Consider the following 16525-nt stretch of genomic DNA (forward strand, 5'->3'; position numbering starts at 1 on the left):
CGGAAAGCTCACGATACGGACGGATCGCATGCGAGTCCGCTGCATACGCGCGAGCGACCGATTGAGCGAGCGGTCGGGCGTGCAGGCGGCGACCGTCGCGCATCGACGCGCAACGCGCAACGCGCGACACGCGACACGCAACGCCCAATGCCCCGCGCCGAATCGAATCGACAGTCGACAGTCGGTACTCGGCGCTCGGTACTCGGTACTCGGTACTCGGTACTCGGTACTCGGTACTCGGTACTCGGCGCTCGGTGCTTGGCGCTCGACACTCGGCGCTCGGCACGCAACGCGGCACCGGCGCACGCCGACGCCCATTGCATATCGCGCGCCGCGCGATCGACGCGACACGGCGCACCGTCCGTCCGCCGCGCGAAGCCGGCAGCGACGCCGAATCGACCGACATGCCCGCGGCAACGCAACCGCCCGAAGCGCACGCTCAACCGACACGCGAATACCCGGAAACGAACGGCTTGCGCGTGCCGTCCTCGCGGTAGACCGAGCGCTCGACCGCGCCGATGTCCGCGCCGTAGACATGGATGCTGATCGACACGCGATCGGCGAACGCATTGCTCACGCGATGAATATCGCCGACCGACGGCGACACCGCCTCGACGCGTCCCGGCTCGAGCCGCACCGCGTCGCCCGCGGGCAGCGGCCGGCCGTCGGGCGCGAGCGCGTACGGCTGCGAATACTCGGCGCCGCGCAGCATGCCGATCAGCCCCCAGACGGTGTGATCGTGGATCGGCGTTGTCTGCCCCGGCCCCCACACGAAGCTCACGACCGAAAAGCGCGCGGCCGGATCGAGATGCAGCAGGAACTGCTGGTAGCGCTCGGGATCGCAACGGGCATACGCGGCGGGCAGCCAGTCGTCGCGCGCGACGAGATCCGCGAGCAGCGCCGCGCCGTCGCGCAGGATGCGCGGCTCGTCCGGGCGCGTGTCGACGAGCCGCTCGAACGCGGCGACGAACGCGCGCAACGGCACGCTCGCGCGCAACGCAGCTGCAGAGGATTCGTTATGCAAAGAATGCGCGCTCATCGGCAGCCTCTTCGAATATGATTGTTCGACATGATGCACCTTAAACTCCATGCAAGACAAACATGAAAATCAGTGACATCGACGCATACGCCGCCGTGGTCCGCTGCCAGTCGCTGAGCCTGGCGGCGGCCGAGCTCGGCATCACGCAGCCGGCGATCACGCGCCGCGTGCAGAATCTCGAGGAAGCGCTCGGCGTCGAGCTGCTCGACCGCAACACGAAGCCGCCGCGCCCGACCGAGATGGGCTGGCGCGTGCACGACCAGTGCCGCACGGTGCTGCGCGAGATGCGCGCGCTGCGCGAGCTCGTCGCCGAGCCGCTGCCGCCGGCGGGCGAGTTCCGGCTCGGGCTCACGCACGGCATCGGCGAGCTGCTGCTGCTCGATCTGCTCGCGATGCTGCGCGACCGCTGGCCCGCGCTCGCGCCGCAAGTCGCGACCGGCTGGGGCGGCGCGTTGCTCGACCAGCTCGGCCACGACGCGCTCGACGCGGCGCTCGTGTTCCTTGCGCGCGAGATCGCGCTGCCGGCGCATGTCGCGGGCGAGCGGCTCATCGGCACGCGGCTCGTCGTGGTCGCGCGCAAGGGCGACTTTCCGCGCCGCGGCTACCGGCTCGCCGACTGCCATGAGGCCGGCTGGGTGCTGAACCCGGACGGTTGCGGATTCCGCGCGGGCCTGAAGCGCGCGCTCGACGCGCAGCGGCTGCCGCTGCGCGTCACGCTCGACACATACGGGCGCGAGCTGCAATTGCAGAGCGTCGCGAACGGGCTCGGCCTCGGCCTCATGCCGCTGCCGCTCGTCGAGATGAGCCCGCTGCGCGACGCGCTCGACATCGTGCCGATCGCCGATTTCAAGCCGCAGATCGATCTGTGGGCGCTGCGGCGGGAGCACGCTTCGCGCCTCGCCGCGCCTGCCGGCGCGATCGGCCAGCTCGCGCGGACGCGATTGCGCGCGCTCGGCGATGCGCGCGAGCCGCATGCGGCTCGCGATACGCGATCGCCGCGCGGGCGAATCGACGGCGCCGCGAAACGGGCGCGCGATTCGATTTGAGCGCGAGCGCGGCCGCGCCGGCCGATGCGGCGCGGCACGCCACGCGCCAGGCGTTGCAGGCCGCATCGCGGCGCGCGGCGCGGTTCATCGCGCCGTTCACGCCGTTCGCTTCGCACGTCGTCGCACGCCCCTCGGAACGCGTCACCGCCCATCGCCATGCGCGGCGAACGCCGCGCGTCCCGCCGCGACGAGAATCGAATCGTCCTGCGGCGTGTGAATCCGGCTGCACAGCGCGTCGCGATGATGGCGCTCGAGCGGGTTGTGGCGGCTCAGCCCGTGATTGCCCGATAGCTGCAACGCCAGCTCCGTCACGCGGATCGCGTGGCTCGTCACCGTGAATTTGACAAGCCCGCTCGCGTCGACGTCGAGCGGCGCGCCGGCATCCGCGCGCGCGGCCGCATCGTCGAGCAGCACGCGGTTCACCTGCAGCAGCGCGTCGATCTCGCCGACGATTTCCTGCACGCGCGGCAGCGTCGCGAGCGGCGCGCCGAGGCTCGCGGGCGCGCGCGCCTTCGCGAACCCGACGACCCAGTCGCGCGCCGCCCGCGCGAGCGCGTCGTACAGGCTGCCGAGCAGCACGATCATCCACGCTTGCTGGTCGGCGTGCGCATCGACGTCGGCCTGGCTCGCGCCCGTCGGCGCCCACGCGTCGGGCGCGCGCAGATCGACGGCGTGATCGAGCGGAATCCGCACGTCGTCGAACACCACCTCGTGACTGCCCGACGCGCGCAGCCCGAGGTGATTCCAGCTTTCGATCACGCGGATGCCGTCGCCGCCCGCCTGCCCCCGCGCCGCGTCGCGCGGCACGAGAAACACGCCGACGCGCGGCCGCGCTTCGTCCGTGCGCGCCCACACCGCGAGCCAGCGCAGCGCCGGGATGCCGGTGCTGTACAGCTTGTGGCCGCTGATGCGCCAGCCGTCGCCGTCGCGGCGCGCGACGCTCGCCGGGAGCCCGCCGCGCGCGGGCGAGCCGAGCTCGGGCTCGACGCGCAATGCGTTGATCAACGCGCCGTCGGCGACCGCGCTCGCGAACACCGCGCGCCGCGCGGCCGCCGGCCAGCGGCTGTCCGCGCGGCCGAGCGCGCGGTGCTGCAAATAAGTCATCGTCAGCACGAGCGCGGTCGCGGCGTCCGCGCGGGCGATCGCGCCGACGATCCGGCGCGCGCGGGCGAGCGTCGCGCCGCCTCCGCCGTACTCGCGCGGCACGGCCTGCGCGATCAGGCCGTGCGCGTGCAGCCATTCGAAATGCGCGTGCGGGAAGCTGCCGTCAGCGTCGTGCCGCGCCGCGCCCTCCGCGATGCGCGGCGCGAGCTCGGCGAGGCTCGCGTCGAGCCGGGCGTCGTCGCTCGCGGTGCTCGCGAACTCGGGCGGCACGAGGGCGGGCGAAGTAGTCGGCGGGGTCGATGCTGTTGATGCTGTTGATGCTGTTGATGCTGTCGATGCTGTCGATGCCGTCGATGCGATCGGCGCCGCTGATGCGCCCTGCGCAGCCGCCGCGGCTGCACGCTCAACCGGCGCGCGGCCGCCGCGCGCATCGCTCGGACGCGACAGGTCCTCGCCCGGCGCGCGATCGGCCAATGCGCATGCGCCGCCGGCCGCCGCGCCGTCGTCGTGCGAGCCCGCTTCGCGCGCGTCGCCGCCTGCGGGCGCGAAAGGCGATTCGGCAAAGAGAGAAGCCATCTGCGAACGTTCCATCGTCGTAGTCGATCGCGATGCCGATCGATCGTCAAAAAAACCGTCCGCCCGGCGCGCGAGCGCACGCGAACGAAACGGATCGCCCACAGCGTAAGCGCGCCGCCCGGCCCGGCAAACCATGCAAATGCGATATGGATTCCGATATTTATTATTTATCTGTTGCATGATCCTGGCGGTAATCTGCGCTCCGGATTCCCGGCCCGCGTGCGCTTTCACGCCGCGCGCCGGGCCGGCATCGAACCGCCCGGCCGTGTGCCCGGGCGCCCCGCATCGGAGACACAGATGAGCGTCGAGATCATCGGCATGATCCAGAGCCAGAAGCAATCGGAGATCCATCCGCCGACCGGCAACGCGGTCGACCGCAACTACGTCCGCGCATTCGCGCAGGCGCACGAGCGCGCCGGCTTCGACCGCATCCTCGTGCCGCACCATTCGACCGGGCCGTCGGCAACGATGACGATCTCGTACGCGGCGGCCGTCACCGAGCGGGTTCATTTCATGCTCGCGCACCGCCCCGGCTTCACAGCGCCGACGCTCGCCGCACGGCAGATCGCGACGCTCGACCAGTTCAGCGGCGGCCGCCTCGCGGTCCACTTCATCTCGGGCGGCTCCGACGACGAGCAGCAGCGCGACGGCGACTTTCTCGGCCACGATGCGCGCTACGCCCGCACCGACGAGTATCTCGGCATCCTGCGCCGCATCTGGACGGAGGACGAGCCGTTCGATCACGAGGGCGTCCACTACCGCTTCAGGCAGGGCTATTCGGAAGTGAAGCCCGCGCAGAAGCCGCACGTGCCCGTGTATTTCGGCGGCGCGTCGGATGCGGCGCTCACGGTCGCCGGCAAGCACGCGGACGTCTATGCGCTGTGGGGCGAATCGCTCGACCAGGTGCGCGAGCTGACCGCGCGCGTGCGCGCCGCGGCGGCCGCGCACGGCCGGCACGTGCGCTTCTCGGTGTCGTTCCGCCCGATCCTCGCCGCAACCGAGGGCGCGGCGTGGGCGCGCGCGCATCGCATCCTCGACGAGACGCGGCGGCTGCGCGAAGCGGCCGGGCTCGGCGTGGGCAGCCCGCAGCAGAGCGAAGGCGCGCGGCGGCTGCTCGCCGCGGCCGAGCGCGGCGCGCGCGTCGACACGCGGCTGTGGACGGAAATCGCGAGGCTCACGGGCGCGCGCTCGAATTCGACCGCGCTCGTCGGCACGCCCGAGCAGGTCGCCGACGCACTCGCCGATTACTACGACCTCGGCGTCACGACGTTCCTGATCCGCGGCTTCGACCCGCTCGACGACGCGATCGATTACGGCCGCGAGCTGATCCCGCGCGTGCGCGAGCGCGTCGCCGCGCGCGACGCGGCCCGCAAGGTCGCGTGAGCGAGCCGGGCTCGATCGACGTCGCGCCGACTCGACGGCCGCATCGGCCATTCGCGCGCCCGCTCCTCGGCCCATTCGCATCAATCGCCGCTCAGCCGATCCGCCGGCCATTGCGGACCATCGCAAACCGCCGCCAGCCGCCATCAGCCACCGCCACTCACGCTAATCAAACCGTCCACGCCATGTCCGCCGTCCTGTCCGCCGAAACTCGCTCCGCATCCGGCCTCGCGCTCAATCCGCAGCCGCAGCAGAAATTCTGGTTCGATCCGCCCGCGCCGCGCATCGGCGTCGAAGCGGAGCGCCGGCACCGGCGCGAGCGGCTCGCCGGCGCGTTCCGGCTGTTCGCGCGGCACGGCTTCGATCGCGGCCTCGCCGGCCACATCACCGCGCGCGATCCGGAGCTGACCGATCACTTCTGGGTCAACCCGCTCGGCGTGCATTTCTCGCGGATCAAGGTGTCCGATCTGCTGCTCGTCAACGGCCGAGGCGAGACGGTGATCGGCGACCAGCCGCTCAACAAGGCCGCGTTCGCGATCCACGCCGCGATCCACGACGCGCATCCGCACGTCGTCGCGGCCGCGCACACGCATTCGACGTACGGCAAGGCGTGGTCGACGCTCGGCCGCCCGCTCGACCCGCTGACGCAGGACGCGTGCGTGTTCTTCGAGGACCACGCGCTCTTCGACGACTTCACCGGCATGGTCGTCGACACGGGCGAAGGCGAGCGGATCGCCCGCGCGCTCGCGAAGCCCGGCGGCGGCGGCACGCACAAGGGCGCGATCCTGCGCAACCACGGAATCCTGACCGCCGGGCCGAGCGTCGAGGCGGCCGCGTGGTGGTACATCGCGCTCGACGACACCGCGCACACGCAATTGCTCGCCGAGGCCGCGGGCGCGCCGCGCCCGATCGACGCGGTAACCGCGCGCCATACGCACGGCCAGATCGGCGGCCCCGACGGCGCGCTGCACGCGTTCGAAAGCCTGTACGCGGCGCTCGTCGCCGCCGAGCCCGACCTGCTCGACTGAGCGCGACCGACGCGCGGTCGCGCCGCTTCAACCCTCGCCACGCCCGGAGATCTTCGTCATGACACGTGCCCCCGACGCCCTTTCGCCCGACGCCGCGCCCGCCAGCGACGCGCGCGCGCCGGCATCCACGCCGCCCGCATCGGGCCGCCGCAAGCTGCTGCGCGCGGCGGGCGCGGCCGCGCTCGCGGCCCCGGCGCTCACGCTCGGCCGCAAGGTCTGGTCCGCGCCGCCGCTCAAGAAGCTCACGTTCGCGTGGAACCAGAACGCGTTCTGCCTCACGCCGATCGTCGTCGCGAAGGAGCTCGGCTTCTTCGAGAAGAACGGCCTGTCGGTGGACCTGATCAACTACAGCGGCTCGACCGACCAGTTGCTCGAATCGATCGCCACCGGCAAGGCCGACGCCGCGGTCGGCATGATCCACCGGTGGCTCAAGCCGCTCGAGGCGGGCTTCGACGTGAAGATCATCGGCAGCTCGCACGGCGGCTGCGTGCGCCTCGTCGGCGCGAAGGCGGCGGGCGTCACGTCGCTCGCGGCGCTCAAGGGCAAGACGGTCGGCGTGAGCGATCTCGCCGCGCCCGGCAAGCACTTCTTCTCGATCCTGCTCGCGAAGCACGGCGTCGATCCGGAGCGCGACGTCGCGTGGCGGCAGTATCCGGCCGATCTGCTCGGCGTCGCGGCCGACAAGGGCGAGATCCAGGCGATCGCCGACGGCGACCCGAATCTCTACCTGCTCGAAAAGCGCAGCGCGGGCAAATACGCGGAGCTCGCGACGAACCTGTCCGGCGAATACGCGCGCAAGGTGTGCTGCGTGATCGGCGCGCGCGGCGCGCTCGTGCGCGACGACCGGCCGGCCGCCGCCGCGCTCGCGCGCTCGATCGTGCAGGCAACCGACTACACGCACGAGAATCCGGGCGAATCGGCGAAGGTGTTCGCGAAGTATTCGCCGAAGATCGATCCGGAGGACCTGCGCAAGCTGTACGCGACGCTCACCTACACGCACCATCCGACCAACGTCGATCTGCAAAGCGAGATCGCGTTCTACGCGGACGACTTTCGCCGGATCGGCGTGATCAAGAAATCGACCGACCCGCAGCGTTTCGCGCGGCAGGTCTATGCGAACGTGCTGGGGTGAACCGATGGCGACGCTACCTCACGCAACGTCCGCGACGCCGTCGGCCGCCGTCGACGGCGCGCGAACGCGCTCGGCCGGCATCGCGGCCGCCTCCGTTTCCGCTTCCGCCTCCACGTCGTCGCCCGACGTTACCGCGCAGCGCGCCGCACGCACGCACGCCTTAGGGTGCGGCGCGTGCGCGGCGACGCGCGACGCCGCCGCACGCCGCGCGAACGCCGCCGCGCCGTGGCTGACCGGGTTCGTCGCGGCCGTCGCCTGGCTCGCGTTCGGCGCGATCGCGCGGCTGTGGCCGAACCGGATCGTCGGCTTCGCCGACTGGGCGTACACCGACGAGATCGGCGCCGCCGCCTGGGCCGTCGCCGCCGCGCTGGCCGCGCTCGCGGCGCTGAGCGCGTTCGCGCGCGTCGCGCCAGGCCCGCGTGCCGGCGCGGCCGTCAAAGCCGTCAAAGCCGTCAAGGCGCTCGAGGCCCTCGCGGCGCTGCGGCGCGCGGGCCCGTGGCTCGTCGCGCTGCCGCTCGGCCTCGCCGCCTGGGAGATCCTGACCGCGAAGACCGCGCTGCTGCCGACGCCGTTCTTCGCGCCGCCGCAGGCGCTGATCGAAGTGGCCGTCGACGACTGGCCGCGCCTCGCCGGCAGCGCCGGCAACACGCTGAAGCTGCTCGGCATCGGCTTCCTGTACGGCGCGATCGTCGGCTTTCTCGTCGGCGTGTCGATCGGCTGGTCGCGGCGCATCGGCTACTGGGTGCATCCGGTGCTGCGCGTGCTCGGCCCCGTGCCCGCCACCGCGCTGCTGCCGCTCACGTTCTACTTCTTCCCGTCGAGCTATTCGGCGGCCGCGTTCCTGATCGCGCTCGCGACGGGCTTTCCGGTCGCGGTGCTCACGTGGTCCGGCGTCGCGGGCGTGAACAACGCGTATTACGACGTCGCGCGCACGCTCGGCGCGAACGCGCGCTTCCTCGTGCTGCGCGTCGCGATTCCGGCCGCGCTGCCGCAGGTGTTCGTCGGCCTGTTCATGGGTTTGAGCGCGTCGTTCACGGTGCTCGTCACGGCCGAGATGATGGGCGTCAAATCGGGTCTCGGCTGGTATCTGAGCTGGGCGCAGGGCTGGGCGTCGTACGTCAACATGTACGCGGCGCTCATCGTGATGGCGCTGCTGTTCTCCGGACTCATCACGCTGCTGTTCGCGGTGCGCGACCGGGCGCTCGCGTGGCAGAAAGGAACCGTCAAATGGTGAGCGAAACGATGGCGACGCGGGCGGCCGATGCCCGCGCCGGCGCACGCGCGGCCCCGTCGAACACGGCCGCGACGTCCGCCGGGCCGAGCGCCGCGCCGGCCGGCGCGCGCATCGACGTGCGAAGCGTCAGCCACTGGTTCGACACGGTGGGCGGGCCGCTCCAGGTGCTCGACGACGTGACGCTGTCGGTCGCGCCCGGCGAGTTCGTCGCGCTGCTCGGGCCGAGCGGCTGCGGGAAATCGACGCTGCTGCGGCTCGTGGCGGGGCTCGATGCGGCGACGCACGGCGCGCTGTTGCAGAACGGCGCGCCGATCAGGCGGCCCGACCCGTCGCGCATCGTCGTGTTCCAGGACCCGACGCTGTATCCGTGGCGGCGCGTGCGCGCGAACGTCGCGCTCGGGCTGCAGGCGCGCGGCGTGCTGAAGCGCGAGCGCGGCCGCGTCGACGAAGCGCTCGCGCGCGTCGGCCTGACCGAGTTCGCCGATGCGTTCCCGCATCAGCTCTCGGGCGGGATGGCGCAGCGCGTCGCGCTCGCGCGGGCGCTCGTCAACGATCCGCAGTTGCTCGTGCTCGACGAGCCGCTCGGCAAGCTCGATTCGCTGACGCGGCTCGCGATGCAGGCCGAGCTCGCCGCGCTGTGGCGGCGCACGCGCTTCTCCGCGCTGCTCGTCACGCACGATGTCGAGGAGGCGCTCTTTCTCGCGCAGCGCGTGATCGTGTTCGGGCCGCGACCCGCGCGCATCGTCGCGGAGCTGCGCGTCGATCTGCCCTACCCGCGCCATCGCGGCGATCCGCATCTCGCCGAGCTGCGGCGCGACGCGCTGTCGCATCTCGGGCTCGACGCGAGCTGGTGAGCGGTGGCGGCGCGGCGAATGACGGCCGGAAGGCGCGGCGTTGACGGCGCGCGATCCGTTTGCGCGGAACGCGCGCCCGACGTCGTGCGCATGCGGCTTGCAGGCGATGCGCGGTGGGATGTCGGGTGGGATGTCGAACGGGATGTCGCGTGTGATGTGATTCGCACGCGGCGCGGCGCACCGCGCTCGTCGGTGAAGCGATGAGCCCGCCGCCCGCCGAGCTCTGGCTGAACGCGCTGCTGAGCGCGCTGCACGCGGCCCAGCTCGCGCTGCTGCATGCGGCGCATGCGCTCGGGCTCGCGGGCGACAGTCACGGCCAGCCCGCATGGCCGTGGGCGCGGCGGATCGCCGCCGAGACGCTGCGGCTCGATCTCGGCGCCGCCCGCGCGCTTGCCGCGGCGCTCGCGATGACCGCGATCGCGTTGCCGATCGCGGCCGCCGCGCTCATGCGGCGCCGACGGCGCATCGCACTGTTGGCGATCGCCGCGCTACTCGCCGCGTGCGCGCCGTGGCCCGCGCCGTCGCTATGGCTCGCCGACGCCGTGCCGACCAGCTTCCACGCGAGCCCCGAGCCGTTCTCCGTCGCATCGGCCGTGCGCGGCGCGCGCGTCTACGCCGCGCACTGCGCGAGCTGCCACGGCGGTGACGGCCGCGGCGACGGCCCGCTCGCGCACACGCTCGAGCGCTGGCCGCCGACCGTCGTCGGACCGCTGCTCGGCCGCCGCCTCGACGGTGAACTATTCTGGCGCGTGCTCGCCGGCATGCGCGACGCGCACGGCGCGCGGACGATGCCGGGCTTCGCGGGCCGCCTGTCGGACGACGACGTCTGGGCCGCGCTCGACTACCTGCGCGTGCTCGCCGCGCGCGGCGGCGCGCATGGCGGCGACGGCTGGCCACTGCCGGTGCGACTGCCCGCGCTCGACGTGCGCTGCGCCGGCGGCCCGCCGCAACCGCTCGCGCACTGGCGCGGCGGACAGCGCGTGCGCGTCGTCGTGCTCGGCGAGCGGGACACGCCGCCTGTCGAAGACGCGCGCTGGCAGACGCTGCTCGTCACGCGCGACGGCGGTTCGCCCGCGGCGCCGGGCGCGGCCGGTCGCGCGGCCTGCGTCGCGGCGACGCCCGGCGCATGGGATACGTTCGCCGCGCTCACGGGCGTCGCGCCGCGAGCGTTCGCCGGCGCGCAACTGCTCGCCGACCGCGACGGCTGGCTTCGCGCGGCGGCCAAGCCCGGCGCGCCCGGCTGGCGGGACGCCGATCTGCTGTGCGCGTCGCCTCGTCCGTCGCGCCGCCCGCAGCCTCCGCCGACACCGACACCGGCGCGCGGCGGCGACGCGCTGACCGCGCTGCTGTTGCGCATCGATGCGGAGCCGGTGCGCGACGTGCAGGGCGGCTTCGTTCATTGAGGCGCGGGCCATGCACGATGGACGACGGCCGATGCCGACGACGACCGCGCCGGCGATGCGGCAACGGAAAGCGACGTCGATTGAACTTTTCGGCTCGACGCGCGCGATTCGAATCGCGGGCTTCGGGCTTCGGGCTTCGGGCTTCGGGCTTCGGGCTTCGGGCTTCGGACTTCGGACTTCGGACTTCGGACTTCGGACTTCGGACTTCGGACTTCGGACTTCGGACTTCGGACTTCGGACTTCGGACTTCGGACTTCGGACTTCGGACTTCGAGCGTCGAGCGTCGAGCGTCGAGCGTCGAGCGTCGAGCGTCGAGCTTCGAATTCCGAATTTCGAATTTCGAACCCCGAACCGCAAGCCCACAATTTCAACCACCAAGCGTTTTGAGCGCTTCACACACTGCGGCCCGATGAATGCCCGGAAAACACGAAACGCCGTACGCCGCCGAAGCGCCGCGGCCCCATCCGACGCCGCGCGCCGGCACGACGAAGCACCTCGCCCCGCGAAGCCAACCGGGGCCCCGATCGCCGCAACCGCGCCGAACGCCGCCGGCCGCTCGCCCGCCGCGATCGGCGTCGCCCGCCCGCATCCCGACCAACCGCCACCCGGCATCCACACGCCCGACACCCCGATGACATCGACACCGAACCCCACCCGACGGCGATTCCTCGCCTACGCCGCCGCAACCGCCGTGGCCGCGCCGCTCGCTTCCCGCGCGCAAGCGCTCGCGCGCCCGCTGCTGAAAGCCGGCGACCAGAAAGGCGGCCTGCGCGCGCTCCTCGAAGCGGCGGGCGCGCTCGCGGGCGTGCCGTACGACATCCAGTGGACGGAGTTCCCCGCCGCCGCGCCGCTCGCCGAAGCGCTGAACGCGGGCGCGGTCGACTGCGGCCCGATCGGCGACGCGCCCGTGATCTTCGCGCTCGCGTCCGGTGCGCGCGTGAAGGTGATCGGCGCGAACCGCTCGGACCCGTACGGCACCGCCGTCGTCGTCGCACCCGACGCGCCGCTGCGCCGCGCGGCCGATCTGAAGGGCAAGCGCGTCGGCACGACGCGCGGCTCGATCGGCCACTTCGTCACGCTGAAGGCGCTCGACGCGGCGGGCCTCGCGCCCGCCGACGTCGATTTCCGCTTCCTGCCGCCCGCCGACACGATGCTCGCGCTCGCGAGCGGCTCGATCGACGCATGGGCGACCTGGGAGCCTTACACCGCGCTCGCGCAGACGAGCGGCCGTGCACGCGTGCTCGTCGACGGCCGCGGGCTGTGGTCGGGCCTGAGTTACGTCGCGGCGACCGACGCCGCGATCGCCGCGAAGCGCGACGCGCTGCGCGACTTCCTGCAGCGGGTCGCGCGCGCGCAGGCGTGGTCGTATCGGCACGTCGACGCGTATTCGGCCGCGCTCGCGCGGATCATCGGCATTCCGCCCGCCGCCGCGCGCCTGCAGTTCGAGCGCCGCCGCACGCAATGGCAGCCGATCGACGACGCGATCGTCGCCGAACAGCAGCGCACCGCGGACTTCTATCTGAAGGCGGGCCTGCTGAAGCGTCCGCTCGACGTGCGGCCCACGTTCGATCGCGCCTTCCCGCTCGCGTCCGGCTAGCGGCGGCTCACGCCGATATCCGGCGCGCGGCCGCGGCAATCCGCCCGGCGGGACCGCGTTCGATGGCGGAAAACCCGCGTTCGGCGACGGCGGCGGCACGCATGTCAAGCGGCGCAAAGCGCCGCGCGACGCGGCGATCGGCCCGTGCGCGGCCGCCGCGCGGACGCCCAATCCACCTTGCGGAGGCAGGTGCGGCCCCGCGCGGCCCAGGCGCGTCTAGTGCGCGCGCTCGGACGCGGACAGTTGCATACGCGGGCAATCTGGCAGAATCACGGTTCCGCCGCCGTTTTTTGCTAATCCGTACCGGTCCCCGGGCTCGAGCGCCATGCCAGTCATCAGCGAACTTTTCGTCTATCCGATCAAGTCCTGTGCGGGCATTGCGACGGTGCGCGCGCAATTGCACGTGACAGGCCTCGAATACGACCGCAACTGGATGGTCACCGACCCGGCGGGCATGATGATCACGCAGCGCACGCATCCGCGGCTCGCGCTCGTGCGCACGGCGATCGGCGAGCGCGAGCTCGTCGTCGACGCGCCCGGGATGCCCGAGCTGCGCACGCCGCTCGCGGCGTCGGCGCTCGCGGGCGCCCAGCCGCTCGCGGCGACCGTCTGGCGCGACACCGTGAACGCGCTCGACGCCGGCGCGCACGCGGCAGCCTGGTTCAGCGAGTTCCTCGGCACGCCCGCGCGGCTCGCGCGCTTCGCGCCCGACGCGCGGCGCGTCGTCGGCGCGAAATGGACGGGCGCGTTCACGTCGTACGCGCAGTTCGCGGACGGCTTTCCGATCCTGGTCGTCGGCCAATCGTCGCTCGACGACCTGAACGCGCGGCTGCGCCGCAAGGGCGCGAGCGCGGTGCCGATGAACCGCTTCCGCCCGAACGTCGTGCTGACGGGCCTCGACGCGTACGAGGAAGATTATGTCGACTATCTCGACGTGGAAACCGGCGACGGCGGCGTGCGCCTGAGCCTCGTGAAGCTCTGCACGCGCTGCCCTGTCCCGACGATCGACCAGCGCACGGGCGCGCCGGACCCGGCCTGGCCGAACGAGCCGACCGACACGATGAGCGTCTATCGCGGCAGCGCGCAATTCGACGGCGCGCTGACGTTCGGCAAGAACGCGATCGTCGTGAACGGCGAAGGCGCGTTTCTGGAGGTCGGGCAGTCGGTCGACGCGGAGATCGCGTTCCGCGAGTGACGTCCGCGCTTGCGCCCGCGTGCGAGGCCATGGCCGGCGGCGCGGCGGGCCGACGCAGTGGAGGGCCGCGTCGAAGCGCATCGGCATGCGCGTCGTATGCGTCGCCGGCCCCCAACCAGCCGCGAGATCGGGAGCGAGCGCTCCGCGCCGCGAACACGAGGCGAAATGCGAAATGCGGCGATGGCGATCTTCGGCGGGCGCTTGTTCTGCTTCCAGCATTTCGAATGCTTCGGGTAGTTCGGGCAGTTCGGGCACTTCAGGCACTTCAGGCACTGAAGGCACTGAAGGCACTTCAGGCATTTCAGGCATTTCAAGCGCTTCAGGCACATCAGGCACTGAAGGCATTTCAAGCGCTTCAAGTACTGAAAGTACTGAACGCATTTCAGGCATGTGAAGCGATCCCATTGCCGTTCCCGCCTGGCGCGATCCCGTCGACTCCAACGGCTTCACAACGAAAGCCTCGAATCACGCCGCATCGCATGCATCAACAGCGCCGATCGTCGAGCAGGCCGCCGCCGGCAATCCGTTATCCGCCGCATCGCAGCGCGCCCGTCCGCCCGCCGCCCCCAAACGAAAAATCGACCTCCCGCCGCCTCACATCGAGCGCTCAGGCCGCATGAACCGGCAGCGTCACCCGCACGACGAGCCCGCGGCCCCGTGCACGAGCGCCTGCCGCACGCGCGCCCGCCGGCCCGCCGCCGTCGCGCTCTGCGCCGCTCATGCCACCCATGCCACCCACGCCGCTCGTGCCGCTCATGCCGCTCATGCCGCTCATGCCGCTCATGGCGCTCATGGCGCTCATGCCGGCAGCATCGCTCACGCCGCCCGTCCCCGCCGCATCGTCCAGCTCGACCTTCCCCCGATGCACGCGCGCGATCTCGCGCACGATCGACAGCCCGAGCCCCGTGCCGTCGATCGCGAGCGTCGCCTGGCTCCGATAGAAACGCTCGAACACCGCGTCGCGCTCGTCGGGCGCGATGCCCGGCCCGTCGTCGATCACTTCGAGCCGCGCGAGCTCGCCGTCGCGCGCGATCCGCACCGTGATCACCGCGCCGTCGCCCGCGTAGCGGATCGCATTGTCGATCAGGTTGCCGACGAGCTCGCCGAGCAGATCCGCGCGCCCCATCACGTCGACGCTCGCGTGCTGCTCGAAGCCGAGATCGATGCCGCGCGCGCGGGCGACGCTCGACCAGTCGAGCGTCACGCTGCGCGCGAGCTTCGCGAGCGCGACGGGCTTGCGCTCGATCGCCGGCGCGACATCCGATTCGAGCCGCGACAGCGACAGCAACTGCTGGACGATCTTCGCCGCCTGCCGCACCGCGCCGTTCACGCGCCGCAGATGCACATTCACGCGCTCGCGCTCGGCGGGCCGCAGCGCGAGCTCGACGCCCGTCTGCGCGGCCGCGAGCGGTGTCTTCAGCTGATGCGCGGCGTCGGCGAAGAAGCGCCGCCGCGCGACCTGCATGCGCTGCGTGCGCCCGACGTACTGGTTGATCGATTCGACGAGCGGCGCGACCTCGCTCGGCAGCCCGAGCGTCTCGAGCGGCGTCGGGTCGTCCTCCGCGCGCGCGGCGACCTTCGCCGACAGCCGGTTCAGCGGCCGCAGCCCGCGCCCGACGCCGAGCCACACGATGCCGAGCGCGAGCACGACGAGCAGGCCCTCCTGCAGCAGCGAGCCGACGAGGATCTCGCGCGCGAGCGCCTGCCGCGCCTCGATCGTCTCGCCGACCATCACCCAGACGACGCGCGTCAGCGCGCTCGGCACGTCGTGCACGGGCAGCCGCAGCGCAGCCATTCTGAGCCGCTCGCCGCGGTAGACGGCGTCGTAGAACGCCGTCGTGTAGAGCGGCGCGTTCGCCTTCGCGGGCGGCATCGGCAAATCCCGGTAGCCGGTGATCGCGCGGCCGTCGTCGTCGCGGATCAGGTAGTAGATCTTGCCGCCGTCGTTCGATTCGAACATCTCGAGCGCGAGATACGGCAGATCGACCTCGACCTCGCCGCCGACGAGCCGCACGCCCTCGCGAATCGACTTCAGCGACGACGCGAGCGTGCGATCGAACGCCACGTGCGCGGCGTTCATCGCACGCTGGTACGTGAGCCACGAATCGAGCGCGAGCAGCCCGAGGAACGGCAGCAACAGCCACAGCGCGACCTGCGCGCGCAGATTGAGCCGCGTCATCGCGGCTGCGCCTCGAGCAGATAGCCGAGCCCGCGCAGCGTGACGATCGCGACGCCGCTGCCCTCGAGCTTCTTGCGCAGCCGGTGCACGTAGATCTCGATCGCGTCGGCGTTCACCGATTCGTCGAGCCCGAAGATCTTCTCCGACAGCGTCTCCTTGTTGATCGCGCGGCCGTTGCGCAGGATCAGCACCTCGAGCACCGAGCGCTCGCGCGGCGTCAGCGCGAGCACGTCATTATTCAGACGAAAACTGCGATCGACGCTGTCGAACGCAAGCGGCCCGCATTCGACGCGCGTGTGCTCGTGGCCGAGGCTGCGCCGGATCAGCGCGCGGGCGCGCGCCTCGAGCTCGGTCAGCTCGAACGGCTTCGCGAGATAGTCGTCCGCGCCGAGATCGAGCCCGCGCACGCGGTCCTCGACCGAGCCGTGCGCGGTCAGGATCAGCACGGGCACCGGATTGCGCCGCGCACGCAGCCGCCGCAGCACTTCGAGGCCGTCGAGCTTCGGCAGCCCCAGATCGAGAATCACGAGCGCGTAGTCCTGCGTGTGCAGCACGTGGTCGGCGGCCTCGCCGTCCGCCATGTGATCGACCGCGAAACGCGCGGCGGCGAGCGCGTCGGCGAGCGACTGCGCGAGGATCGGGTTGTCTTCGACGAGCAGCACACGCATCAAGCAAAACCTCGGGAAATCCATAATCAAAAGAAAGCGATTGTGACGAAAAATGAAAGCGCGCTGAAAGTGCGCGCCGCGTACCATCCG

At 71.8% G+C, this 16525-nt stretch carries 13 protein-coding genes; 9 read left to right on the forward strand and 4 right to left on the reverse strand.

Going from position 1 to position 16525, the window contains the following annotated elements; translation table 11 throughout:
* Positions 1 to 439 precede the first annotated feature (439 nt).
* Positions 440 to 1039, reverse strand: coding sequence for a cysteine dioxygenase family protein (locus WS78_RS26355; protein WP_059578979.1), 600 nt, complete (start codon positions 1037 to 1039; stop codon positions 440 to 442).
* A 62-nt stretch (positions 1040 to 1101) separates the two neighbouring features.
* Between WS78_RS26355 and WS78_RS26360 the strand changes: the two genes are divergently transcribed.
* Complete coding sequence (locus WS78_RS26360) at positions 1102 to 2085, forward strand: LysR family transcriptional regulator (protein WP_038747606.1); 984 nt, start codon at positions 1102 to 1104, stop codon at positions 2083 to 2085.
* A 141-nt stretch (positions 2086 to 2226) separates the two neighbouring features.
* Here the strand turns inward: WS78_RS26360 and WS78_RS26365 are convergent, their stop codons facing one another.
* On the reverse strand, positions 2227 to 3459 hold the full coding sequence (locus tag WS78_RS26365; protein ID WP_038747603.1) for an acyl-CoA dehydrogenase family protein: 1233 nt from the start codon (positions 3457 to 3459) through the stop codon (positions 2227 to 2229).
* 603 nt (positions 3460 to 4062) lie between these two features.
* Here WS78_RS26365 and WS78_RS26375 point away from each other — a divergent pair.
* From WS78_RS26375 to WS78_RS26410, 8 genes are all read left to right on the forward strand, one after another.
* Positions 4063 to 5148 carry an LLM class flavin-dependent oxidoreductase gene (locus tag WS78_RS26375; protein ID WP_059578985.1) on the forward strand — a complete coding sequence of 362 codons (1086 nt, stop codon included), beginning with the start codon at positions 4063 to 4065 and terminating at the stop codon, positions 5146 to 5148.
* 182 nt (positions 5149 to 5330) lie between these two features.
* A complete protein-coding gene (locus WS78_RS26380) occupies positions 5331 to 6173 on the forward strand; it encodes a class II aldolase/adducin family protein (protein WP_059578615.1) in 843 nt (280 codons plus the stop codon).
* A 58-nt stretch (positions 6174 to 6231) separates the two neighbouring features.
* Complete coding sequence (locus WS78_RS26385; protein ID WP_038744296.1) at positions 6232 to 7305, forward strand: ABC transporter substrate-binding protein; 1074 nt, start codon at positions 6232 to 6234, stop codon at positions 7303 to 7305.
* A 4-nt stretch (positions 7306 to 7309) separates the two neighbouring features.
* Positions 7310 to 8539, forward strand: a complete 1230-nt coding sequence (locus tag WS78_RS26390) for an ABC transporter permease (RefSeq protein WP_059578620.1) — start codon at positions 7310 to 7312, stop codon at positions 8537 to 8539.
* A complete protein-coding gene (locus tag WS78_RS26395; protein ID WP_394335896.1) occupies positions 8533 to 9393 on the forward strand; it encodes an ABC transporter ATP-binding protein in 861 nt (286 codons plus the stop codon). The genes WS78_RS26390 and WS78_RS26395 overlap by 7 nt, the downstream gene beginning before the upstream one ends.
* Positions 9394 to 9593: 200 nt before the next feature.
* Positions 9594 to 10796: a c-type cytochrome gene (locus tag WS78_RS26400; RefSeq protein ID WP_059578623.1), complete on the forward strand. Its 1203-nt coding sequence runs from the start codon at positions 9594 to 9596 to the stop codon at positions 10794 to 10796.
* Positions 10797 to 11427: 631 nt separating this feature from the next.
* On the forward strand, positions 11428 to 12393 hold the full coding sequence (locus WS78_RS26405; protein WP_038752341.1) for an ABC transporter substrate-binding protein: 966 nt from the start codon (positions 11428 to 11430) through the stop codon (positions 12391 to 12393).
* A 325-nt stretch (positions 12394 to 12718) separates the two neighbouring features.
* Positions 12719 to 13588 (forward strand): MOSC domain-containing protein, encoded by an 870-nt coding sequence (locus WS78_RS26410; RefSeq protein WP_038752344.1) that lies wholly within the window; start codon positions 12719 to 12721, stop codon positions 13586 to 13588.
* Positions 13589 to 14195: 607 nt separating this feature from the next.
* Here WS78_RS26410 and WS78_RS26420 read toward each other — a convergent pair.
* Both WS78_RS26420 and WS78_RS26425 read right to left on the reverse strand, forming a co-directional pair.
* Positions 14196 to 15767: a sensor histidine kinase gene (locus WS78_RS26420; RefSeq protein WP_059578628.1), complete on the reverse strand. Its 1572-nt coding sequence runs from the start codon at positions 15765 to 15767 to the stop codon at positions 14196 to 14198.
* Positions 15764 to 16435: a response regulator gene (locus WS78_RS26425; protein ID WP_038752349.1), complete on the reverse strand. Its 672-nt coding sequence runs from the start codon at positions 16433 to 16435 to the stop codon at positions 15764 to 15766. The genes WS78_RS26420 and WS78_RS26425 overlap by 4 nt, the downstream gene beginning before the upstream one ends.
* Positions 16436 to 16525 lie beyond the last annotated feature (90 nt).

This window comes from Burkholderia savannae (genome assembly GCF_001524445.2).
Classification (GTDB): domain Bacteria; phylum Pseudomonadota; class Gammaproteobacteria; order Burkholderiales; family Burkholderiaceae; genus Burkholderia; species Burkholderia savannae.

Excerpts from the sequence above, each read along its gene's own strand:
- WS78_RS26400 (WP_059578623.1), top strand. The coding sequence starts at position 9,594 with ATGAGCCCGCCGCCCGCCGAGCTCTGGCTGAACGCGCTGCTGAGCGCG.
- WS78_RS26410 (WP_038752344.1), top strand. The coding sequence starts at position 12,719 with ATGCCAGTCATCAGCGAACTTTTCGTCTATCCGATCAAGTCCTGTGCG.
- WS78_RS26355 (WP_059578979.1), bottom strand. The coding sequence starts at position 1,039 with ATGAGCGCGCATTCTTTGCATAACGAATCCTCTGCAGCTGCGTTGCGC.
- WS78_RS26405 (WP_038752341.1), top strand. The coding sequence starts at position 11,428 with ATGACATCGACACCGAACCCCACCCGACGGCGATTCCTCGCCTACGCC.
- WS78_RS26360 (WP_038747606.1), top strand. The coding sequence starts at position 1,102 with ATGAAAATCAGTGACATCGACGCATACGCCGCCGTGGTCCGCTGCCAG.
- WS78_RS26375 (WP_059578985.1), top strand. The coding sequence starts at position 4,063 with ATGAGCGTCGAGATCATCGGCATGATCCAGAGCCAGAAGCAATCGGAG.
- WS78_RS26395 (WP_394335896.1), top strand. The coding sequence starts at position 8,533 with ATGGTGAGCGAAACGATGGCGACGCGGGCGGCCGATGCCCGCGCCGGC.
- WS78_RS26420 (WP_059578628.1), bottom strand. The coding sequence starts at position 15,767 with ATGACGCGGCTCAATCTGCGCGCGCAGGTCGCGCTGTGGCTGTTGCTG.
- WS78_RS26380 (WP_059578615.1), top strand. The coding sequence starts at position 5,331 with ATGTCCGCCGTCCTGTCCGCCGAAACTCGCTCCGCATCCGGCCTCGCG.
- WS78_RS26425 (WP_038752349.1), bottom strand. The coding sequence starts at position 16,435 with ATGCGTGTGCTGCTCGTCGAAGACAACCCGATCCTCGCGCAGTCGCTC.
- WS78_RS26390 (WP_059578620.1), top strand. The coding sequence starts at position 7,310 with ATGGCGACGCTACCTCACGCAACGTCCGCGACGCCGTCGGCCGCCGTC.
- WS78_RS26385 (WP_038744296.1), top strand. The coding sequence starts at position 6,232 with ATGACACGTGCCCCCGACGCCCTTTCGCCCGACGCCGCGCCCGCCAGC.